Raw genomic sequence first — 14,568 nt, 5'->3', positions numbered from 1 at the left:
CCGACTGTGCGCTCAGCGTCTACTTGTGCCGCGCTGCCTGGATCTCAACGCCCATGAGGACTACGGTCGGCGACTGCTGAAACGCGGCTGACGTCATGCCCCACGAGCAGTCGGCGCTCTCCACGGTGATGTCGAGTACCTGGGCGACGGGCGGCGGCACGATCTCGCCGGCTGCCAGGCCTTGCAAGTACTGCAGGCCCGTCAGTTCCCCTTCGAAGGCGAAGAGCGGACCCTGGTTCCCTCCAGGACAGGATGGTGGAACGTTCCGTGTCGGTGCTCTGCTGAGTCATGCCGCCTCCTTGATCGAATTCGGACCAAGTGCGCTCCGAATATCGAAGTGATGTCGCAGGCCGGACACTGTCGCTTCGAAATCCGAAGCAGAAGGATTGGCGGAGGTTTCGCGCCTGTCCCCGGCGCTCGGCCGAGCCACGGCAACCTCGTGACCCGGCGGTCCCGCCCCGCCTCCGATCCGAGTCGGGGCGTCAGTCCGCGGAGTTGCTCTCCGGCGTCCCGTCGCTCACGGTGTCCGGGTGTGAGACGCGGCTGGCGGCCTGGTTGTCGGTGTGGTCCGCCCCTTGCGGGCCGATCGTGGCCGCCCAGCGTTCCGCCCAGTGGGCGAGGGGGTTCAGGGCGTGGCGCGCCTCCTGTCCCAGCGGGGTGAGCTCGTAGCGGCTGTCCGGTAGTTGGTGAATCACCTGGGCGTCCAGCAGTTCGGTCAGGCGCTGCCGCATCACGCTGGAGGACATGTCGTCGCACCGCTTCTGCAAGGGGCGGAATCCAAGCGGGCCCGCGCGAAGCTCCCACAGGATGCGCAGACTCCACCGCCGCCCGAACAGATCGAGTGCGGCCATGAGGGGGCGGCCGGTGGTGGAGCCGCGAACAGGATTGCCAGGTCTGGGTGTTGCCATGTCGGGATGTCCAGCTCTCCAGGATTGACGCTTCGAATTCCGACACGCTAGCATCGGCGACCGCTTCGGAAATCGAAACGGAGGGTGCTGTTGTGGCATCTGCCCCGACGATTTGGGTGACAGGCGTTCCTGAAAGCCCGGGTCGACGGAGGCGAGACCGGCCGGGAGGACCGGTACATGCGCAAGGTGCCCCGAGTTCGACGTCGGCGCCGAGTCGCATGGACGGCTCACCCGGCACCTGTTCGTGGCGGGGGACGGGTGACCGGTACGCGGGAGATCGAGTGCAGGATCCACCAGGTCCTGTGAACCGGCCCAGCGCAACTTCAGTGCTGCCTCGTCAGCGGTTGCCGCCACCAAGCCAACGTCCACTCAGAGCTGGAGACCAGATGACCACGGCCGAGTTTCCCTCGGCGGCAGCACGGGCCGCCGCCGCTGCCGCCCTGGCCGAGGACGCGTCAGGGAAGGACATCACCACCGTGTGGAGCGTTCCCGAGGACCTGGCGGCCACGGCCGAGATCCGCACCCGGCACAGCGGCATCGCCGCCGGCCTCCCCGTGGTCGCCGAGGTCTTCGCGCAGGTCGACCCCGAGGTCAAGGTCGAGCCGGCCGTCGCCGACGGCGCCCGACTGGCCGACGGCCAGGTCCTGGTGCACCTGTCCGGTCCGGCGCGCAGCCTGATCACCGGGGAGCGTACGGCGCTGAACTTCCTGCAGCGCATGTGCGGCATCGCGACGCTGACCGACCGCTACGTCCAAGCTGTGGCAGGGACCAGGGCGCGCATCCTGGACACGCGCAAGACGGCGCCGGGCCTGCGCGCCCTGGACAAGTACGCGGTCACCGCCGGCGGCGGCCACAACCACCGCCTCGATCTCGCGGCGATGGTCCTGCTCAAGGAGAACCACATCGCCGCGGCGGGCGGGGTGACCGCCGCGATCGAGGCGGTCAGGCGCGGGATGGCGCGCACCGGGCAGACCGTGGAGAGCGATGTCGAGGTGCAGACCGTCACCCAGGCCGTCGAGGCCCTCGGCGCCGGAGCCCGCTGGATCATGCTCGACAACATGCCGGTGGCCGACATCGAGCAGGTCGTGAAGGTCCGGGCCGGGCGGGCCGACGCTTCCCGGATCCTGCTGGAGGCCTCGGGCACCATCCGCCTGGACACAGTTCCCGCCATCGCCGGGACAGGCGTCGACCTCATCTCGGTCGGGGCGTTGACGCACAGCGCGCCCGCACTGGACCTGACCATGCTGCTGACCACCGGCCCGGTGCCATGTCCGAGGTAGCGGTCGTCGACGCGTGTCAGCGAGACGGCGCGGGTGGCAGCCCGACCGCCGTTCTGGATGACGCGCCGTTCACCGACGAGGAGCGATGCCGCATTCCCACGGAGTGGGGAACATCGCACGCCGTCTTCCTCCGTGCGACCGGAATCGAGCGTCGTCAGCCCGCGTACACACTGCGGTTCTTCACCGCCCAGGACGAACTGCCCGCCCCGATCGCAGCCCCAGCCGGTTGATCGAAGTCGTCCGACTTCGACGCCGTCTCCGTCGGCTCGCTGACCCACAGCGCGCCGGCCATGGATCTGCGCATGCTTCTGATCATCAATTCCGAACACAGGAGGTAACTGTGGCCAAGGGCTACTGGGTCAGCGTCTACCGCACCATCGCAGACCCCGAGAAGGTGGCTGCCTACGACAAGCTGACCGGTCCAGCCGTCGAGGCCGCGGGCGGGCGGACGCTCTCCCTCGGCAGCCGGGGCGTCGCACACGACGCCGGAATCGCCGAGCGCACCGTCCTGGTCGAGTTCGACAGCTTCGAACAGGCGGTCGCCGCACGCGAGAGTGCGGCCTACCAGGAGGCGCTGGCCGTACTTGCTGACGGCGTCGAGCGCGACTTCCGCATCATCGAAGGCCTCGACTGACGACCGATGCCGCGTCAGGGAGGAACACGATGCCGGCTGCGGGGATCACCCCGGCTCGTCCGGGCGCCGCACCGTCGCGAAAAGCGTCAGGCCGGTGGCATCGGCGGTGATGTCCGGTCCGGTGACGGTTCCTTCCCGGCGGCGCGGCGGCTCGGACGTCGGCCTCGATGTCGGCGGGGGTGCGTTCCACGAGGTTCCAGCGGCCGATTCCCGAGTGCGGACTCGATGAGCGCGGCCTGGTGGGCGATCTTGTTGCGGTGCTGGTCGGTGAGGGGAGCGTGCAGGAGGCAGTCGTCGAAGTAGTGGCCCCAGGTGCCGGGCACGCCTCCGGGCTGACCGCGCAGGATGTACTCGATGATCTCGAAGTCGCCGGCCCGGCCGCGAGCCTGCTCACGGCTCAGCTGGACCATGCCGCCGGCGTCGGCGAACATCTCGGCCAGCGCTGCCATGGCCGCCGTGACGGTGTCCTGACGGGCCGTGGCGAGCGCGGCGGGGAGTCGGCGGAGGGCGAAGTCGTCGAAGTAGCGGTGTGCCGTCGCGCGGTCTGCGCCGGCGATCGCCGGGAGTTCGGCCATGGCGATCAGCCGCTCTCACAAGGCGCGTTGGCCGCAAGCAGGCGTCCCAGCCCGCGAGGCGAGAGAGGTCAGGACTGCGCGGTCCGGAACGCGAGATACCGGCTGAAAACTTCGTGGCTATCGGGGGTGAAGCGCCACTCCAGCAGGGCCGAGTCGAGCTCCGGCTCGGTCAGCCAGCCATGCCAGGCGACCTCATCGGGATCGGGGACCACGGCGTCCGGCACCACGGCTTCGTGCACGCCGAGCCAGTGAGGGCTCAAGCCGCTGCGGTTGATGAACGTGAACAGCAGGCGCGGCAGCGCACGAATGCCCAGCTCTTCGGCCAGCTCCCGCGCGGCGGCCTGTTCATAGGACTCGCCGACATTTGCGGCGCCACCGACCTCGACCTCATAGAGCCCGGGGAAGCGCGACACCTGCTCCGACCGCCGGTGGATGAGGATCCGCCCACGCTCATCACGACACACCGTCACGGCGACCCGGTGCAGCCAACCCTCCCGGGTGGCCTCCCGACGGCTGGCCACCCCCAGCACGCGATCTCGACCGTCGACACGCTCCACCAATTCATCCACGTCGCACACCCTGGCAGAGCCCACCGACAACGTCGTTTCTCGGCGACTCGCGGAGGCTGGCCGCAAAGCACCTGTACCAGGAGGCCGGACGCGGATGACGACAGTTGTCGTGCACATACGACACCTGTCGTGCTCAGCCTCAGCTCATTCACACGTGGCGTGGCGCACTTTTGCAAGCGGGTGCTTGCAATAGTTAGCGGGGTGCGGCACTGTGGAGCCATGGCATCGCTCAACGTCGGCAATCTCGGTGACTACCTGCGCGAACAGCGGCGCAACGCGCAGCTGTCGCTGCGGCAGCTCGCCGACGCCGCCGGGGTGTCCAATCCGTACCTGAGCCAGATCGAGCGCGGGCTGCGCAAGCCGAGCGCGGAGGTGTTGCAGCAGGTCGCCAAGGCCCTGCGGATCTCCGCCGAGACGCTGTACGTCCGCGCCGGCATCCTCGACGCCGAGCGGGACCGGGACGAGGTCGAGACGCGTGCCGTCATCCTCGCGGACCCGACGCTGCACGAGCGGCAGAAGCAGGTGCTGTTGCAGATCTACGAGTCGTTCCGCAAGGAGAACGGGTTCGGGACCGGCGACGGTTCCGCGGTCGTCGACCTCGTGGCGGCCGAAGACGCGGCGGACAGGGACGGGGACGCTCCGGACGGCGGCACCGGGATACGACGAACCCGCACGGCCGACGGCGGCCGGCCCGCCGAGCGCCGTACCCGCGACAGCGACGGCGGTACGTCACCGTCGCCCGCGCGTCGTGCTCGTCAGGACGTCGGCGGTACGTCACCGTCGTCCGCACGTCGTGCTCGCAAGGGCACCGGCGGTACGTCCGCCGCCCGCCGGACCCGCAAGGACACCGGCGGCAGTGACACCGACCCGCAGCAGACGGCCGGCTGAACCGGACCAGGGCGCCGGCCGTACCGCCGCGGATCACACAACCCTCAGCCGAACCCTCAAGCGAAACAGAATCCGGGAGGACCATCACCATGGCCATCACCGACGACCTGCGCAAGACCCTCAGCGACCCGACGCCGCTCTACTTCGCCGCAGGCACCGCCGACCTCGCCCTTCAGCAGGCCAAGAAGGTGCCGGCCCTGGTGGAGCAGCTGCGCTCCGAGGCCCCCGCGCGGATCGAGGCCGTACGCAACACCGACACCAAGGCCGTCCAGGAGAAGGCCACCGTCCGGGCCAAGGAGGCCACCGCCCGCGTCAAGGGGACGCAGGAGACCCTCCAGAACAAGGTGACGGAGTTCATCGGCTCCATCGACGTCGACATCAAGAAGCTCGGCAGCACGATCGACGCGGACCTGAAGAAGATCGGCGAGACCGCCCAGGACATCGCGCTGCGCAGCGTCGGCGTGGCCGCCGAGTACGCCGTCAAGGCCCGCGAGACCTACGAGAAGGTCGCCGAGCACGGCGAGCAGGCCGTGCGCACCTGGCGCGGCGAGGCCGCCGAGGGCATCGAGGACGTCGCCGAGGGCGTGGAGGAGCTGGCCGTGGCCGTCGAGCCGAAGGCCCAGCCGGTCGAGGTCAAGGAGGAGCCGGCGAAGCCCGCGGGCACCACGACCGCCGCCGCCCCGGCGAAGAAGGCCCCCGCCAAGAAGGCCCCGGCGCGCAAGCCGACCGCCAAGAGGACCACCCCGCCGGCCAAGTAGGACGGCAGCGGGCGCAGAGCGACCACACGGGCCGGGCACCCTGGGGGTGTCCGGCCCGTTGTACGGGTACGGTGACCGCGTAGGGACGAGCCGAGTCAGGTGGTGGACGTTGTGCTGATGCAGGGCTTCGCAGGGTTGATGTGGCTTCTGAGCATGGCCCTGATCGTTTTCAGCGGCTTCGCGTTGATCGACGCGGCCGTACGGCGGGAGGACGCCTACCGCGCCGCCGACAAGAAGACCAAGCCGTTCTGGCTGATCATCCTCGGGCTCGCCTTCGTGGTGAACCTGCTCTTCCCGATCCTGTCGTTCCTGCCGATCATCGGGCTCATCGCGACGATCGTGTACATGGTCGACGTCCGTCCCGCCATCCGGGCGCTCCCCGGCGGCGGCCGCAGCCAGCGCGGCTCCAGCAGCGACGGTCCGTACGGCCCCTGGAACGGCGGCCGGTAAGACCCCTGGCAGCACCGGAGCCGGGTGGAACCGGGGCTACGGCACCCGGTCCAGCAGCAGTACCGCGACGTCGTCCGCCAGCTCGCCGCCGTTGAGGTCGCGCACCTCGTTCACCGCCGCCCGCAGCAGCTGCTCGCCCCGCAGTCCCTCGGCGATCTGGCGGCGCACCATCTCCGTCATGCCGTCCTGGCCGAGCCGTTCCCGGCCCTCGCCGACATGGCCCTCGATCAGGCCGTCGGTGTAGAGCATCAGGCTCCACTCGGCGCCCAGCTCCACCTGCATACGCGGCCAGCGGGCACCCGGCAGCAGCCCGAGGGCCGGGCCGTTGTTGTCGTACGGCAGCAGGCGGGCCGGTTTGCCCGGTCGCGCCAGCAGCGGCGACGGGTGGCCCGCCAGGCACAGGCCGGCGCGGCGACCGTCCGGCGCGATGTCCACCGTGCACAGGGTCGCGAAGATCTCGTCGTCGGCCCGCTCGTGCTCCAGCACCTGCTGGAGCGTGCCCAGCAGCTGGTCCCCGCACAGGCCCGCCAGCGTCAGCGCGCGCCAGGCGATCCGCAGCTCCACGCCCAGGGCCGCCTCGTCCGGGCCGTGACCGCAGACGTCACCGATCATGGCGTGCACGGTGCCGTCCGGCGTGCGCACGACGTCGTAGAAGTCGCCGCCGAGCAGCGCGCGCGAGCGGCCCGGGCGGTAGCGGGCGGCGAACCGGAGCGGGGAGCCCTCCAGCAGCGGGGTCGGCAGAAGACCGCGCTCCAGGCGGCGGTTCTCCTGGGCGCGCAGCCGGCCCTCGGCGAGCCGGCGCTCGGCCGACTCGGAGCGCTTGCGCTCCACCGCGTAGCGGATCGCCCGGCTCAGCAGCCGGCCGTCCAACTCGTCGCGGAAGAGGTAGTCCTGCGCGCCCACGCGCACCGCCTCCGCGCCGCGCTCGGCGTCGCCCGACGCGGTCAGCGCCAGAACGGCATGCCGGGGCGCGAGCTCCAGCACGTGCTTGAGCACGGCGAGCTCGTCATCGGCGTCGCTGCGGCCCGGAGCCGGCAGCGCCAGGTCCAGCAGGATGCAGTGGACGTCGTCGGTCAGCAGCCGCCCGGCCTCGGTGAGGTTGCGGGCCGTGCGGACGCGGATCGGCTTGCCTGCCTGGTCGAGCATGTCGGGCACGATCGGCGAACCGGCCGGATCGTCCTCGATCAGCAGCAGTGTCAGGTTGGTGTGGGCGGTGTTGTTCTCCACCTTGTCCGTGGTGTTCCCGGCCTTGTCCGTGGTGTTCCCGGTGGTGTCCGGCGTGCGTGGGGCGGCTGCCGAGGCGTCCGTGCAGGACTGCTCGGCGGGGCCGTCGCATGAGGACTCGGCCTGCGCCTGACCACTTTCCGCGGCCGGGATCGCTCTCTGCCGCGGTATGGGTACGGGCATCGTCTTGGGTTCCTTCCCTCCCCCGAGGGCATGGCGGGGGCGAGGGACCTCGACCCACCGACCGGGACCATAGCGGGTGTCGGCGCCGCATTGGAATGGTGTGAGCCACGCCGCTGAGCCATCGGCCAGCGTCATATGCCGCGATATGCCCTCCAGTTGGACACCACCGGGATGCTGCGGGGATGACGAACGTCACGTCGGCACGCGGTGTGGCGGCGGGTTCCGGGTGGGCTGGGTCACGTGGTCCAGGTCACCGGCGGGGGCGCTGCGGCATGGTGTCCGATACTCGGTGTCCGCTCAGTCGGTGCCCGCGTCGGCGTCCGGCCGTACCACCCCGAGGATGGGCATCGTCCCCGCCCCCGCGACGGTCACCGTCCGCCCGGGCCGCGGCGCGTGCACGATCGCCCCGTCGCCGACGTACATCGCGACATGGCTGGCGTCGTCGAAGTAGATGATGAGGTCGCCGGGCCGCATGTCCTGGATGTCGATGTGCCGCAGCCGCTTCCACTGCTCCTGCGAGGTGCGCGGAATGCCCTGGCCGGCGGACATCCAGGCCTGTGAGGTCAGCCCGGAGCAGTCGTAGGTCTTCGGGCCCTCGGCGCCCCACTGGTACGGCTTGCCGATCTGGGCGGTGGCGTACGCGACGGCCTTCTTGCCCTGCTCGGAGGCCTTTGTGCTGATCTCGTCGAGGATGCCGGAGTCGAGCCAGGCGGTCTGCGCCTTGCCGGCCGCCTCCTGCTCCAGCTCGGCGAGGCGCTCCTGCTCCTCCTTCCGGAGCTCGGACTCGAGCTTCTCCGCCTGCGAGATCTGCTTCTCGATCTTCTTCTGCGCGGCGGCCTTGGCCTTGCGGCCCGCCTCCAGCTTCTTCCACTGGGCGGAGGCGTCCTTGGCGTACTGCTCCAAGTCCTCCTGTGTGCGGGTCAGTTCGCCGATCAGGCCCTTGGCCGCGTGCTGGCCCTGGCGCACCCGGCCCGCCCCGTCGAGGAACTCCTGCGGATCGTCGCTCAGCATCAGATGGGCCTCGGGCGGCAGTCCGCCGCCGCGGTACTGGGCGGCGGCCGAGGCGCCCGCGCGGTCCTTCAGCTTCGCCAGCCTCTCCTTGCCCTTGACGATCTTCCTGGCCAGCTCGACGATCTCGGCGGACTGCTTGTCCGCCTTCTCCTCGGCGGCGTTGTACTCGTCGGTGGCGCGGGCCGCGGCGCGGTAGAGCTCGTCGAGTTTCTTGCGTACGGCCTCGAGGTCCTTGCCGGGTGCGAGCGTCGGGCCCGCGCTCGGGGCGGGGGTGGGACTGGGGCTCGCGAACGCCGTGCCCGGTGCCGCCAGCACGGTGATCGCGCAGACCACGGTCACCGCCGTCGCGATCAGGCCACGCTTGCCCGTTCCCATACTCCAGCCCCCAAACTGATTAACCGTCAGTAACGTCCGGCTCGCCCGGGGATGCTGCCACGTCGGCGCGCGAAGCGACAGGGGTAGTACTTCCCGCGGTCCCCTCCCCGGTATGCCCCCGGCATGAGATCTCCCCGTCTGTGTGACGAACGGCTCAAAGTGATCGTTCCCGTCGGGCCGGGCCGGGCCGGGCCGACCCGGGCGGGCCAGGGGGATTCAGCCGCGCGGCGCCAACGCCTCCCACCGCACCGTCACTTCGCCCTGCCGCCACCGCGCCGGCCCGTCCGCCACCGGCCAGTCGGCGGTCAGGTCCCGTACCGCCCTGATCCAGCGCTGTCGGGCGCCGTAGGACGCGTAGGGCGCGGCGGCCGCCCAGGCGCGGTCGAAGTCGCGCAGGAAGGCGTGCACCGGCTCGCCCGGGACGTTGCGGTGGATGAGCGCCTTCGGCAGGCGTTCCGCCAGGTCCGAGGGGCGTTCCAGGGAGCCGAGCCGGGTCGCGAAGGTGACCGTGCGCGGTCCCTCGGGGCCGAGCGCGACCCACACGTGCCGGCGTCCGATCTCGTCACAGGTGCCCTCGACCAGCAGGCCGCCGCGCGCACCGGTCGCCGGGTCGGCCGGTGCGAGCCGCCCGCACAGCCGGTGCCAGACGGCCGCGACCTCGCCCTCCCCGTACTGTCGCAGCACGTTCGCCGCCCGGACCAGCAGGGGCCGCTGGGGGATCGGGACCTCGAAACCGCCGTGCCGGAAGACGAGCCCCGCCCGCTCGTACGGCAGCGCCGCCGCGACCCGGGCCGGCTCGATCTCGACGCCCACCACGCGCGCGCGTGGCGCGACCGTACGGAGGCGGTGCAGCAGCTCGACGGCCGTCCAGGGGGCGGCGCCGTACCCCAGGTCGACGGCCACGGGGTCGGCGGCACGGCGCAGCTCGGCGCCGTGCGTGGCCGCGATCCAGCGGTCCATGCGGCGCAGGCGGTTGGGGTTGGTCGTCCCGCGCGTCACCGTTCCCAGGGGGCGGGTCGCCGCGCGGGATGTCATGCGTATGAGGTTAAGCGGCCTGCAGGGTTAAGCGGCCCCCAGGGGTGAACGGCCCCCATAGGTGAACGGCTCCTCAGGACCCGCCCCCGCTCCCGCCCCCGCCCCCGTACGTCCCGAACCCCGGAACCCCCGCCGTCTCGAACACATGCACCGACAGGCCCCCCGGCGTCGCCCGGTGCTCGGCCAGCCGCAGACCGGCCGGTGCGCCGCCGTCCGGGAAGAGGCGGCGGCCCCGGCCGACCACGACCGGGGCGATCACGAGCCGCAGGGTGTCGATCAGCCCGGCGGCCAGCAGGGACTGGGCGAGCCGGGCGCTGCCGTGGATCTGGAGCTCCCGGCCGGGCCGCCGCTTCAGCTCCGCCACCTTGGCGGGGACGTCGCCGGACAGGATGGTGGTCGGGTCCCAGCCGGCCGTGGTCAGGGTGTGGGAGGCGACGTACTTCGGGAGGCCGTTCATGATCCCGGCGAGGGGATGGTCGGTCATCGCCGGCCAGTCCCGGGCGAAGTTCTGGTACGTACGCCGCCCGAACAGCAACGCGTCCGCCTCCCCGAGCCAGCTGCCGGCCAGCCGCTCGAACTCCTCGTCCAGATGCGGCACGAACCAGCCGCCCCGCTCGAAACCGTCGCTGGTGTCCTCGTCCGGGGCGCCCGGCCCCTGGGAGACACCGTCGAGCGACAGAAACTCCTGCACCACCAGTTTCACCAGGCACCTCACTTCTCGCTCGTCGTCACCGGTCTTTCCGACGCCGGGGGAGGCGGAAACTCATCGGTGGGCCGTCCGGGGAACCGCGCGGTGCCCCGGACGGTGAGAAGCTCAGTCCGGCAGACGATGCTGTCGCTGTCAGTCCTGGCGGACGACGTTCCTGCCCGGGCCTGCGGAGAGCGTGTCCGCGCCCGGCCCGCCGTACAGCTTGTCGTCGCCGCTGTTCCCCCGGATCCGGTCGGTGCCACCGTTCCCATGCAGGATGTCGTTGCCCCTGCCGCCGTACATCTCGTCGTCGCCGGCCCCGCCGTAGACCGTGTCGTCACCGTCATCGGCTCGCATGACCTGGTCGCCCGCACCGCCGTCCACGATCTCGCCGTCGATGCCGGCGTGGAGGGTGTCGTGGCCGTCACCGCCGCCGGCGTATCCCAGCGCGCCCACTGTGATGATGTCGTCGCCCGCCCCGCCCAGGGCGGAACTGCCGTCGACTCGGTCGCCGGCGGCGCCGGTGCACTTGTCGTTGCCGTCGCCCAGCTCGACCGGGTTGAAGGAGCAGACCTGGTCGGTGGCGTCGTGGAAGGCGGCGGTGTCGGCGCCGTCGGCGAGGTCCGTCTCCATCGAGTTGAGCGGGGACTGGCTCTCGGGGGCCTCGACCGTGCAGGAGATCTTGGTGTGGTCCGCGCTGTCGGGGTAGCCGCAACCGTTCCCGGCGTCGATCGGGACGGCGTCGTCGAGCACGTAGGTGAACTGGGAGCGGTCGCCGGTGAACGCCTGCGTGACGGCCACCTTGTTGGCCCGCGCGGGGGCGGCCGTGTAGGTGAGGTGCCAGCCGTACTCGTTCACCGCGGCGGTGGCGGTCGGCTTGCGGCACCTGCCGTGCCGGCCAGGATCGGAACGGCCAGACCCATGCCGAGAACCGGCGCCAGAACCGATGAGGCGCGTAACAGGCGGCGGCTGACGAGCGAGAGGGCATTGCATAGCGCACCTCGAACGCTTGAGCGGGAAGCGGTAATGATTCGGTAAAAGTCGCCGATCGGGAAATGGAACCCACCCCTCCGGTGTTGGAGCCCATGGAGGGCGCTTCCGCCCTGCCCAGGCACGCCCGGAGCGAGGAGGAACGCCACGTGAGCCAGTACATCGGCAGGCTCGGGCGGCGCTCCGCGTCCGCACCCTCGCGCCTCCGGCTGCATCGCAGGCCCCGCCGGGTGGCCATGCTCTCCGTGCACACCTCCCCGCTCCACCAGCCGGGCACCGGCGACGCCGGCGGCATGAACGTCTACATCGTGGAGCTGGCGCAGCGCCTCGCCGCGATCAACATCGAGGTCGAGATCTTCACGCGCGCGACCTCCGCCGCCCTCCCGCCGGTTGTCGAGCTGGCCCCCGGCGTCCTCGTCCGGCACGTCGACGCCGGCCCCTACGAGGGCCTCAACAAGGAGGACCTCCCGGCCCAGTTGTGCGCCTTCACGCACGGTGTGATGCAGGCCTGGGCCGGCCACCGCCCCGGCTACTACGACCTGGTCCACTCCCACTACTGGCTCTCCGGCCACGTCGGCTGGCTGGCCGCCCAGCGCTGGGGTGTCCCCCTGGTGCACGCCATGCACACCATGGCCAAGGTCAAGAACGCCAACCTGGCCGACGGCGACACCCCGGAGCCGGCCGCGCGGGTCATCGGCGAGACCCAGATCGTCGACGCCGCCGACCGGCTCATCGCCAACACCGCCGAAGAGGCCGACGAACTCGTCCGGCACTACGCGGCCGACACCGACAAGGTCGCCGTCGTCCACCCCGGTGTGAACCTGAGCCGCTTCTCGCCCGCCGACGGCCGCGCCGCCGCCCGGGCCCGTCTCGGCCTCCCCCAGGACGCGCTGATCCCGCTCTTCGCGGGCCGCATCCAGCCCCTGAAGGCCCCCGACGTGCTGCTGCGCGCCGTCGCTGTCCTCCTCGACGAACGCCCGGAGCTGCGCTCGCACGTCCTCGTCCCCGTCGTCGGCGGCCCCAGCGGCAGCGGCCTCGCCAAGCCCGAGGGCCTTCAGAAGCTGGCCGCACGCCTCGGCATCGCGGACGTCGTACGGTTCCACCCGCCGGTCGGCCAGGACCAGCTGGCGGACTGGTTCCGCGCCGCTTCCGTCCTGGTCATGCCCTCCTACAGCGAGTCGTTCGGCCTGGTCGCCATAGAGGCGCAGGCGGCGGGCACTCCCGTGCTGGCGGCAGCGGTGGGCGGCCTGCCGGTCGCCGTGCGCGACGGCGAGACCGGCTTCCTGGTGCGCGGCCACAATCCCGCCGACTACGCGCGTGTGCTGCGCGATTTCGCCGACGACCCGCAGCTGTCGCCCCGGCTGGGCGGGCAGGCCGCCCGCCACGCCCAGTCCTTCGGCTGGGACACCGCGGCCGCCACCACGGCGGACGTCTACACGGCCGCGATGCAGGCACACCGCCGTCGCGTACGCTCGCACCATGGGTGAAACCGATCTGGAACGGCGTGCGGCACAGGTCATCGAGGGAGTGCTGAAGGACGCCGACCTGGAGTGGGAGAGCCCCGAGCCCGGCACCTACGTCGCGCAGCTCCCCGGCACCCGCAAGCTCAAGACGACGGTCTCCCTGATCGTCGGCCGCCACTCCCTCTCGCTCAACGCCTTCGTCATCCGCCACCCCGACGAGAACGAGCAGGGCGTCCACCGCTGGCTCCTCGAACGCAACCTCAAGCTCTACGGCGTGAGTTACGCCGTCGACCAGCACGGCGACGTCTACGTCACCGGTCGGCTCTCCCTGTCCGCCGTCACCGCCGACGAGGTCGACCGCCTGCTCGGCCAGGTCCTGGAGGCTTCCGACGGCAGCTTCAACACCCTCCTGGAGCTCGGCTTCGCCTCGGCGATCCGCAAGGAGTACGAGTGGCGGGTGTCCCGCGGGGAGCCGACACGCAATTTGGATGCGTTCGCCCACCTCACGCAACGCCCCGGCCGCTAGGCGGTTTCCATCGGGAACCGCGGCCTCTGTCGCTGGCACGGCACCCGACGGCCTGGCTACTTGAGCAGGGAGTTCGCGACAATGATCACTAGGCCGATCAGCATGTCCAGGCCGCCTGCCCAACACGAGGACGGCCATCCGTGCCCGGCGGCGCGGGCGGCCCAGGCGCCGCAGCCGAACAAGGCGACGGTGTTGAACAGCAGGGCCGCGTCCACAGCCGTGGCCTCCGCCCACCACCCGGCTACCGCGGCGAGCAGGATCCCCACCGTGGGCAGCACGGCGGCCACCAGTGGCCACTCGGCGAGCACCGACCGCAGTCTGCTCGTGGTGGCGGCTCCGTCGCCGGACGCGCGCTGGGCGATGACGTGCGCGTACCCATGGGCGGCGCCGGACGCCAGCGCTGTGAGCAGGACCCACAGCGCGTCCGGGCCGGGCTCGGCCCTCTCGCCCGTCGCGTCCAGGGCGGCCACCAGTGCGCTGGCCAGCACCAGTCCGTAGATACCGCTGAACAGCGACTGCTCCGGCGGCCGGCGCCGCAGTATCCGCCTTCGGGCGACGCTCTCGGGACGGACCTGGTCGGCGCGGTCGGACATCACATCGCCTCGGTGCGGGAAGAGGAGTGGGTCCGCACATGCTCACCCGTGTGGTGCCGGGGAACACGACGCCACGCGTACTCGCATGGTCGGTCCGCCCCAAAGAGGGTCAGGAAGCCGGTGCCGAGTGCCGTACCGGTGACGCGCGGTCGGACTGCGCGACCAGCAGAACGTGCAGACGCACCTGGTGTTCGTGCCGTGGTAGCCAGGAAAGCCAAAATTAGAACTCTTGCCCGCAAACGTCTTCCTTGTAGTGAAGCATCCGTATTGCACCCGACTGTTAGCTTTCGCCCGAGCAAGATAGAGCCTTGCCCAGCCTGCCGGTCACCGGCTGGTTCCGGGCGACCCTCACCTCTCCGTACGCAAGGACACCGCGTTGACCAGAAATTCGCCTCGGACTGCCCACGCCCGTCGCCTC

17 protein-coding genes are annotated in these 14,568 nt (G+C 71.0%); 7 read left to right on the top strand and 10 right to left on the bottom strand.

What is annotated here, in order from left to right:
• Window positions 1-482: 482 nt before the first annotated feature.
• Entirely contained in the window at window positions 483-908 is a 426-nt protein-coding gene (locus tag V8690_RS19260) for a helix-turn-helix domain-containing protein (RefSeq protein WP_338780517.1), read from the bottom strand.
• A gap of 386 nt (window positions 909-1,294) precedes the next feature.
• Between V8690_RS19260 and nadC the strand changes: the two genes are divergently transcribed.
• A complete protein-coding gene (nadC, locus tag V8690_RS19255; protein ID WP_338780515.1) occupies window positions 1,295-2,188 on the top strand; it encodes a carboxylating nicotinate-nucleotide diphosphorylase in 894 nt (297 codons plus the stop codon).
• 154 nt (window positions 2,189-2,342) lie between these two features.
• On the opposite strand, the gene V8690_RS19250 is transcribed toward nadC, so the two are convergent.
• Window positions 2,343-2,492 carry a hypothetical protein gene (locus V8690_RS19250; protein WP_338780513.1) on the bottom strand — a complete coding sequence of 50 codons (150 nt, stop codon included), beginning with the start codon at window positions 2,490-2,492 and terminating at the stop codon, window positions 2,343-2,345.
• A gap of 36 nt (window positions 2,493-2,528) precedes the next feature.
• Between V8690_RS19250 and V8690_RS19245 the strand changes: the two genes are divergently transcribed.
• The gene (locus V8690_RS19245; protein ID WP_338780511.1) at window positions 2,529-2,822 is read left to right on the top strand and encodes a DUF1330 domain-containing protein; all 294 of its coding nucleotides are present in this window, start codon (window positions 2,529-2,531) and stop codon (window positions 2,820-2,822) included.
• Window positions 2,823-2,908: 86 nt separating this feature from the next.
• On the opposite strand, the gene V8690_RS19240 is transcribed toward V8690_RS19245, so the two are convergent.
• Both V8690_RS19240 and V8690_RS19235 read right to left on the bottom strand, forming a co-directional pair.
• Window positions 2,909-3,397, bottom strand: coding sequence for a hypothetical protein (locus tag V8690_RS19240; RefSeq protein ID WP_338780509.1), 489 nt, complete (start codon window positions 3,395-3,397; stop codon window positions 2,909-2,911).
• A 68-nt stretch (window positions 3,398-3,465) separates the two neighbouring features.
• Window positions 3,466-3,975, bottom strand: a complete 510-nt coding sequence (locus V8690_RS19235) for an NUDIX domain-containing protein (protein ID WP_338785400.1) — start codon at window positions 3,973-3,975, stop codon at window positions 3,466-3,468.
• A 210-nt stretch (window positions 3,976-4,185) separates the two neighbouring features.
• Between V8690_RS19235 and V8690_RS19230 the strand changes: the two genes are divergently transcribed.
• The 3 genes from V8690_RS19230 to V8690_RS19220 all read left to right on the top strand — a co-directional run bounded on the left by V8690_RS19230 (window position 4,186) and on the right by V8690_RS19220 (window position 6,062).
• Window positions 4,186-4,854 carry a helix-turn-helix domain-containing protein gene (locus V8690_RS19230; protein ID WP_338780508.1) on the top strand — a complete coding sequence of 223 codons (669 nt, stop codon included), beginning with the start codon at window positions 4,186-4,188 and terminating at the stop codon, window positions 4,852-4,854.
• 89 nt (window positions 4,855-4,943) lie between these two features.
• Window positions 4,944-5,612: a hypothetical protein gene (locus tag V8690_RS19225; RefSeq protein WP_338780507.1), complete on the top strand. Its 669-nt coding sequence runs from the start codon at window positions 4,944-4,946 to the stop codon at window positions 5,610-5,612.
• A 117-nt stretch (window positions 5,613-5,729) separates the two neighbouring features.
• Window positions 5,730-6,062: a DUF2516 family protein gene (locus tag V8690_RS19220; protein ID WP_030243067.1), complete on the top strand. Its 333-nt coding sequence runs from the start codon at window positions 5,730-5,732 to the stop codon at window positions 6,060-6,062.
• 36 nt (window positions 6,063-6,098) lie between these two features.
• On the opposite strand, the gene V8690_RS19215 is transcribed toward V8690_RS19220, so the two are convergent.
• From V8690_RS19215 to V8690_RS19195, 5 genes are all read right to left on the bottom strand, one after another.
• Window positions 6,099-7,469, bottom strand: a complete 1,371-nt coding sequence (locus V8690_RS19215; RefSeq protein WP_338780501.1) for a SpoIIE family protein phosphatase — start codon at window positions 7,467-7,469, stop codon at window positions 6,099-6,101.
• A gap of 297 nt (window positions 7,470-7,766) precedes the next feature.
• The gene (locus V8690_RS19210) at window positions 7,767-8,855 is read right to left on the bottom strand and encodes an NlpC/P60 family protein (protein WP_338780499.1); all 1,089 of its coding nucleotides are present in this window, start codon (window positions 8,853-8,855) and stop codon (window positions 7,767-7,769) included.
• A gap of 216 nt (window positions 8,856-9,071) precedes the next feature.
• Window positions 9,072-9,890, bottom strand: coding sequence for a class I SAM-dependent methyltransferase (locus V8690_RS19205; RefSeq protein WP_338780498.1), 819 nt, complete (start codon window positions 9,888-9,890; stop codon window positions 9,072-9,074).
• A gap of 73 nt (window positions 9,891-9,963) precedes the next feature.
• Window positions 9,964-10,593, bottom strand: a complete 630-nt coding sequence (locus tag V8690_RS19200; protein WP_338780497.1) for a dihydrofolate reductase family protein — start codon at window positions 10,591-10,593, stop codon at window positions 9,964-9,966.
• A gap of 138 nt (window positions 10,594-10,731) precedes the next feature.
• A complete protein-coding gene (locus V8690_RS19195) occupies window positions 10,732-11,436 on the bottom strand; it encodes a calcium-binding protein (RefSeq protein WP_338780495.1) in 705 nt (234 codons plus the stop codon).
• Window positions 11,437-11,717: 281 nt separating this feature from the next.
• Between V8690_RS19195 and mshA the strand changes: the two genes are divergently transcribed.
• Both mshA and V8690_RS19185 read left to right on the top strand, forming a co-directional pair.
• Window positions 11,718-13,055, top strand: a complete 1,338-nt coding sequence (gene mshA, locus V8690_RS19190) for a D-inositol-3-phosphate glycosyltransferase (protein ID WP_338780493.1) — start codon at window positions 11,718-11,720, stop codon at window positions 13,053-13,055.
• Entirely contained in the window at window positions 13,048-13,557 is a 510-nt protein-coding gene (locus V8690_RS19185; protein ID WP_338780491.1) for a YbjN domain-containing protein, read from the top strand. Before mshA ends, V8690_RS19185 begins: the two co-directional genes overlap by 8 nt.
• A 56-nt stretch (window positions 13,558-13,613) precedes the next feature.
• Here the strand turns inward: V8690_RS19185 and V8690_RS19180 are convergent, their stop codons facing one another.
• The gene (locus V8690_RS19180) at window positions 13,614-14,150 is read right to left on the bottom strand and encodes a hypothetical protein (protein WP_338780489.1); all 537 of its coding nucleotides are present in this window, start codon (window positions 14,148-14,150) and stop codon (window positions 13,614-13,616) included.
• Between the last annotated feature and the right edge of the window lie 418 nt (window positions 14,151-14,568).

It is taken from the genome of Streptomyces sp. DG1A-41, assembly GCF_037055355.1.
In the GTDB taxonomy this organism is placed as follows: Bacteria; Actinomycetota; Actinomycetes; order Streptomycetales; family Streptomycetaceae; genus Streptomyces.
This window is presented reverse-complemented; position numbering and strand designations above follow the sequence as displayed.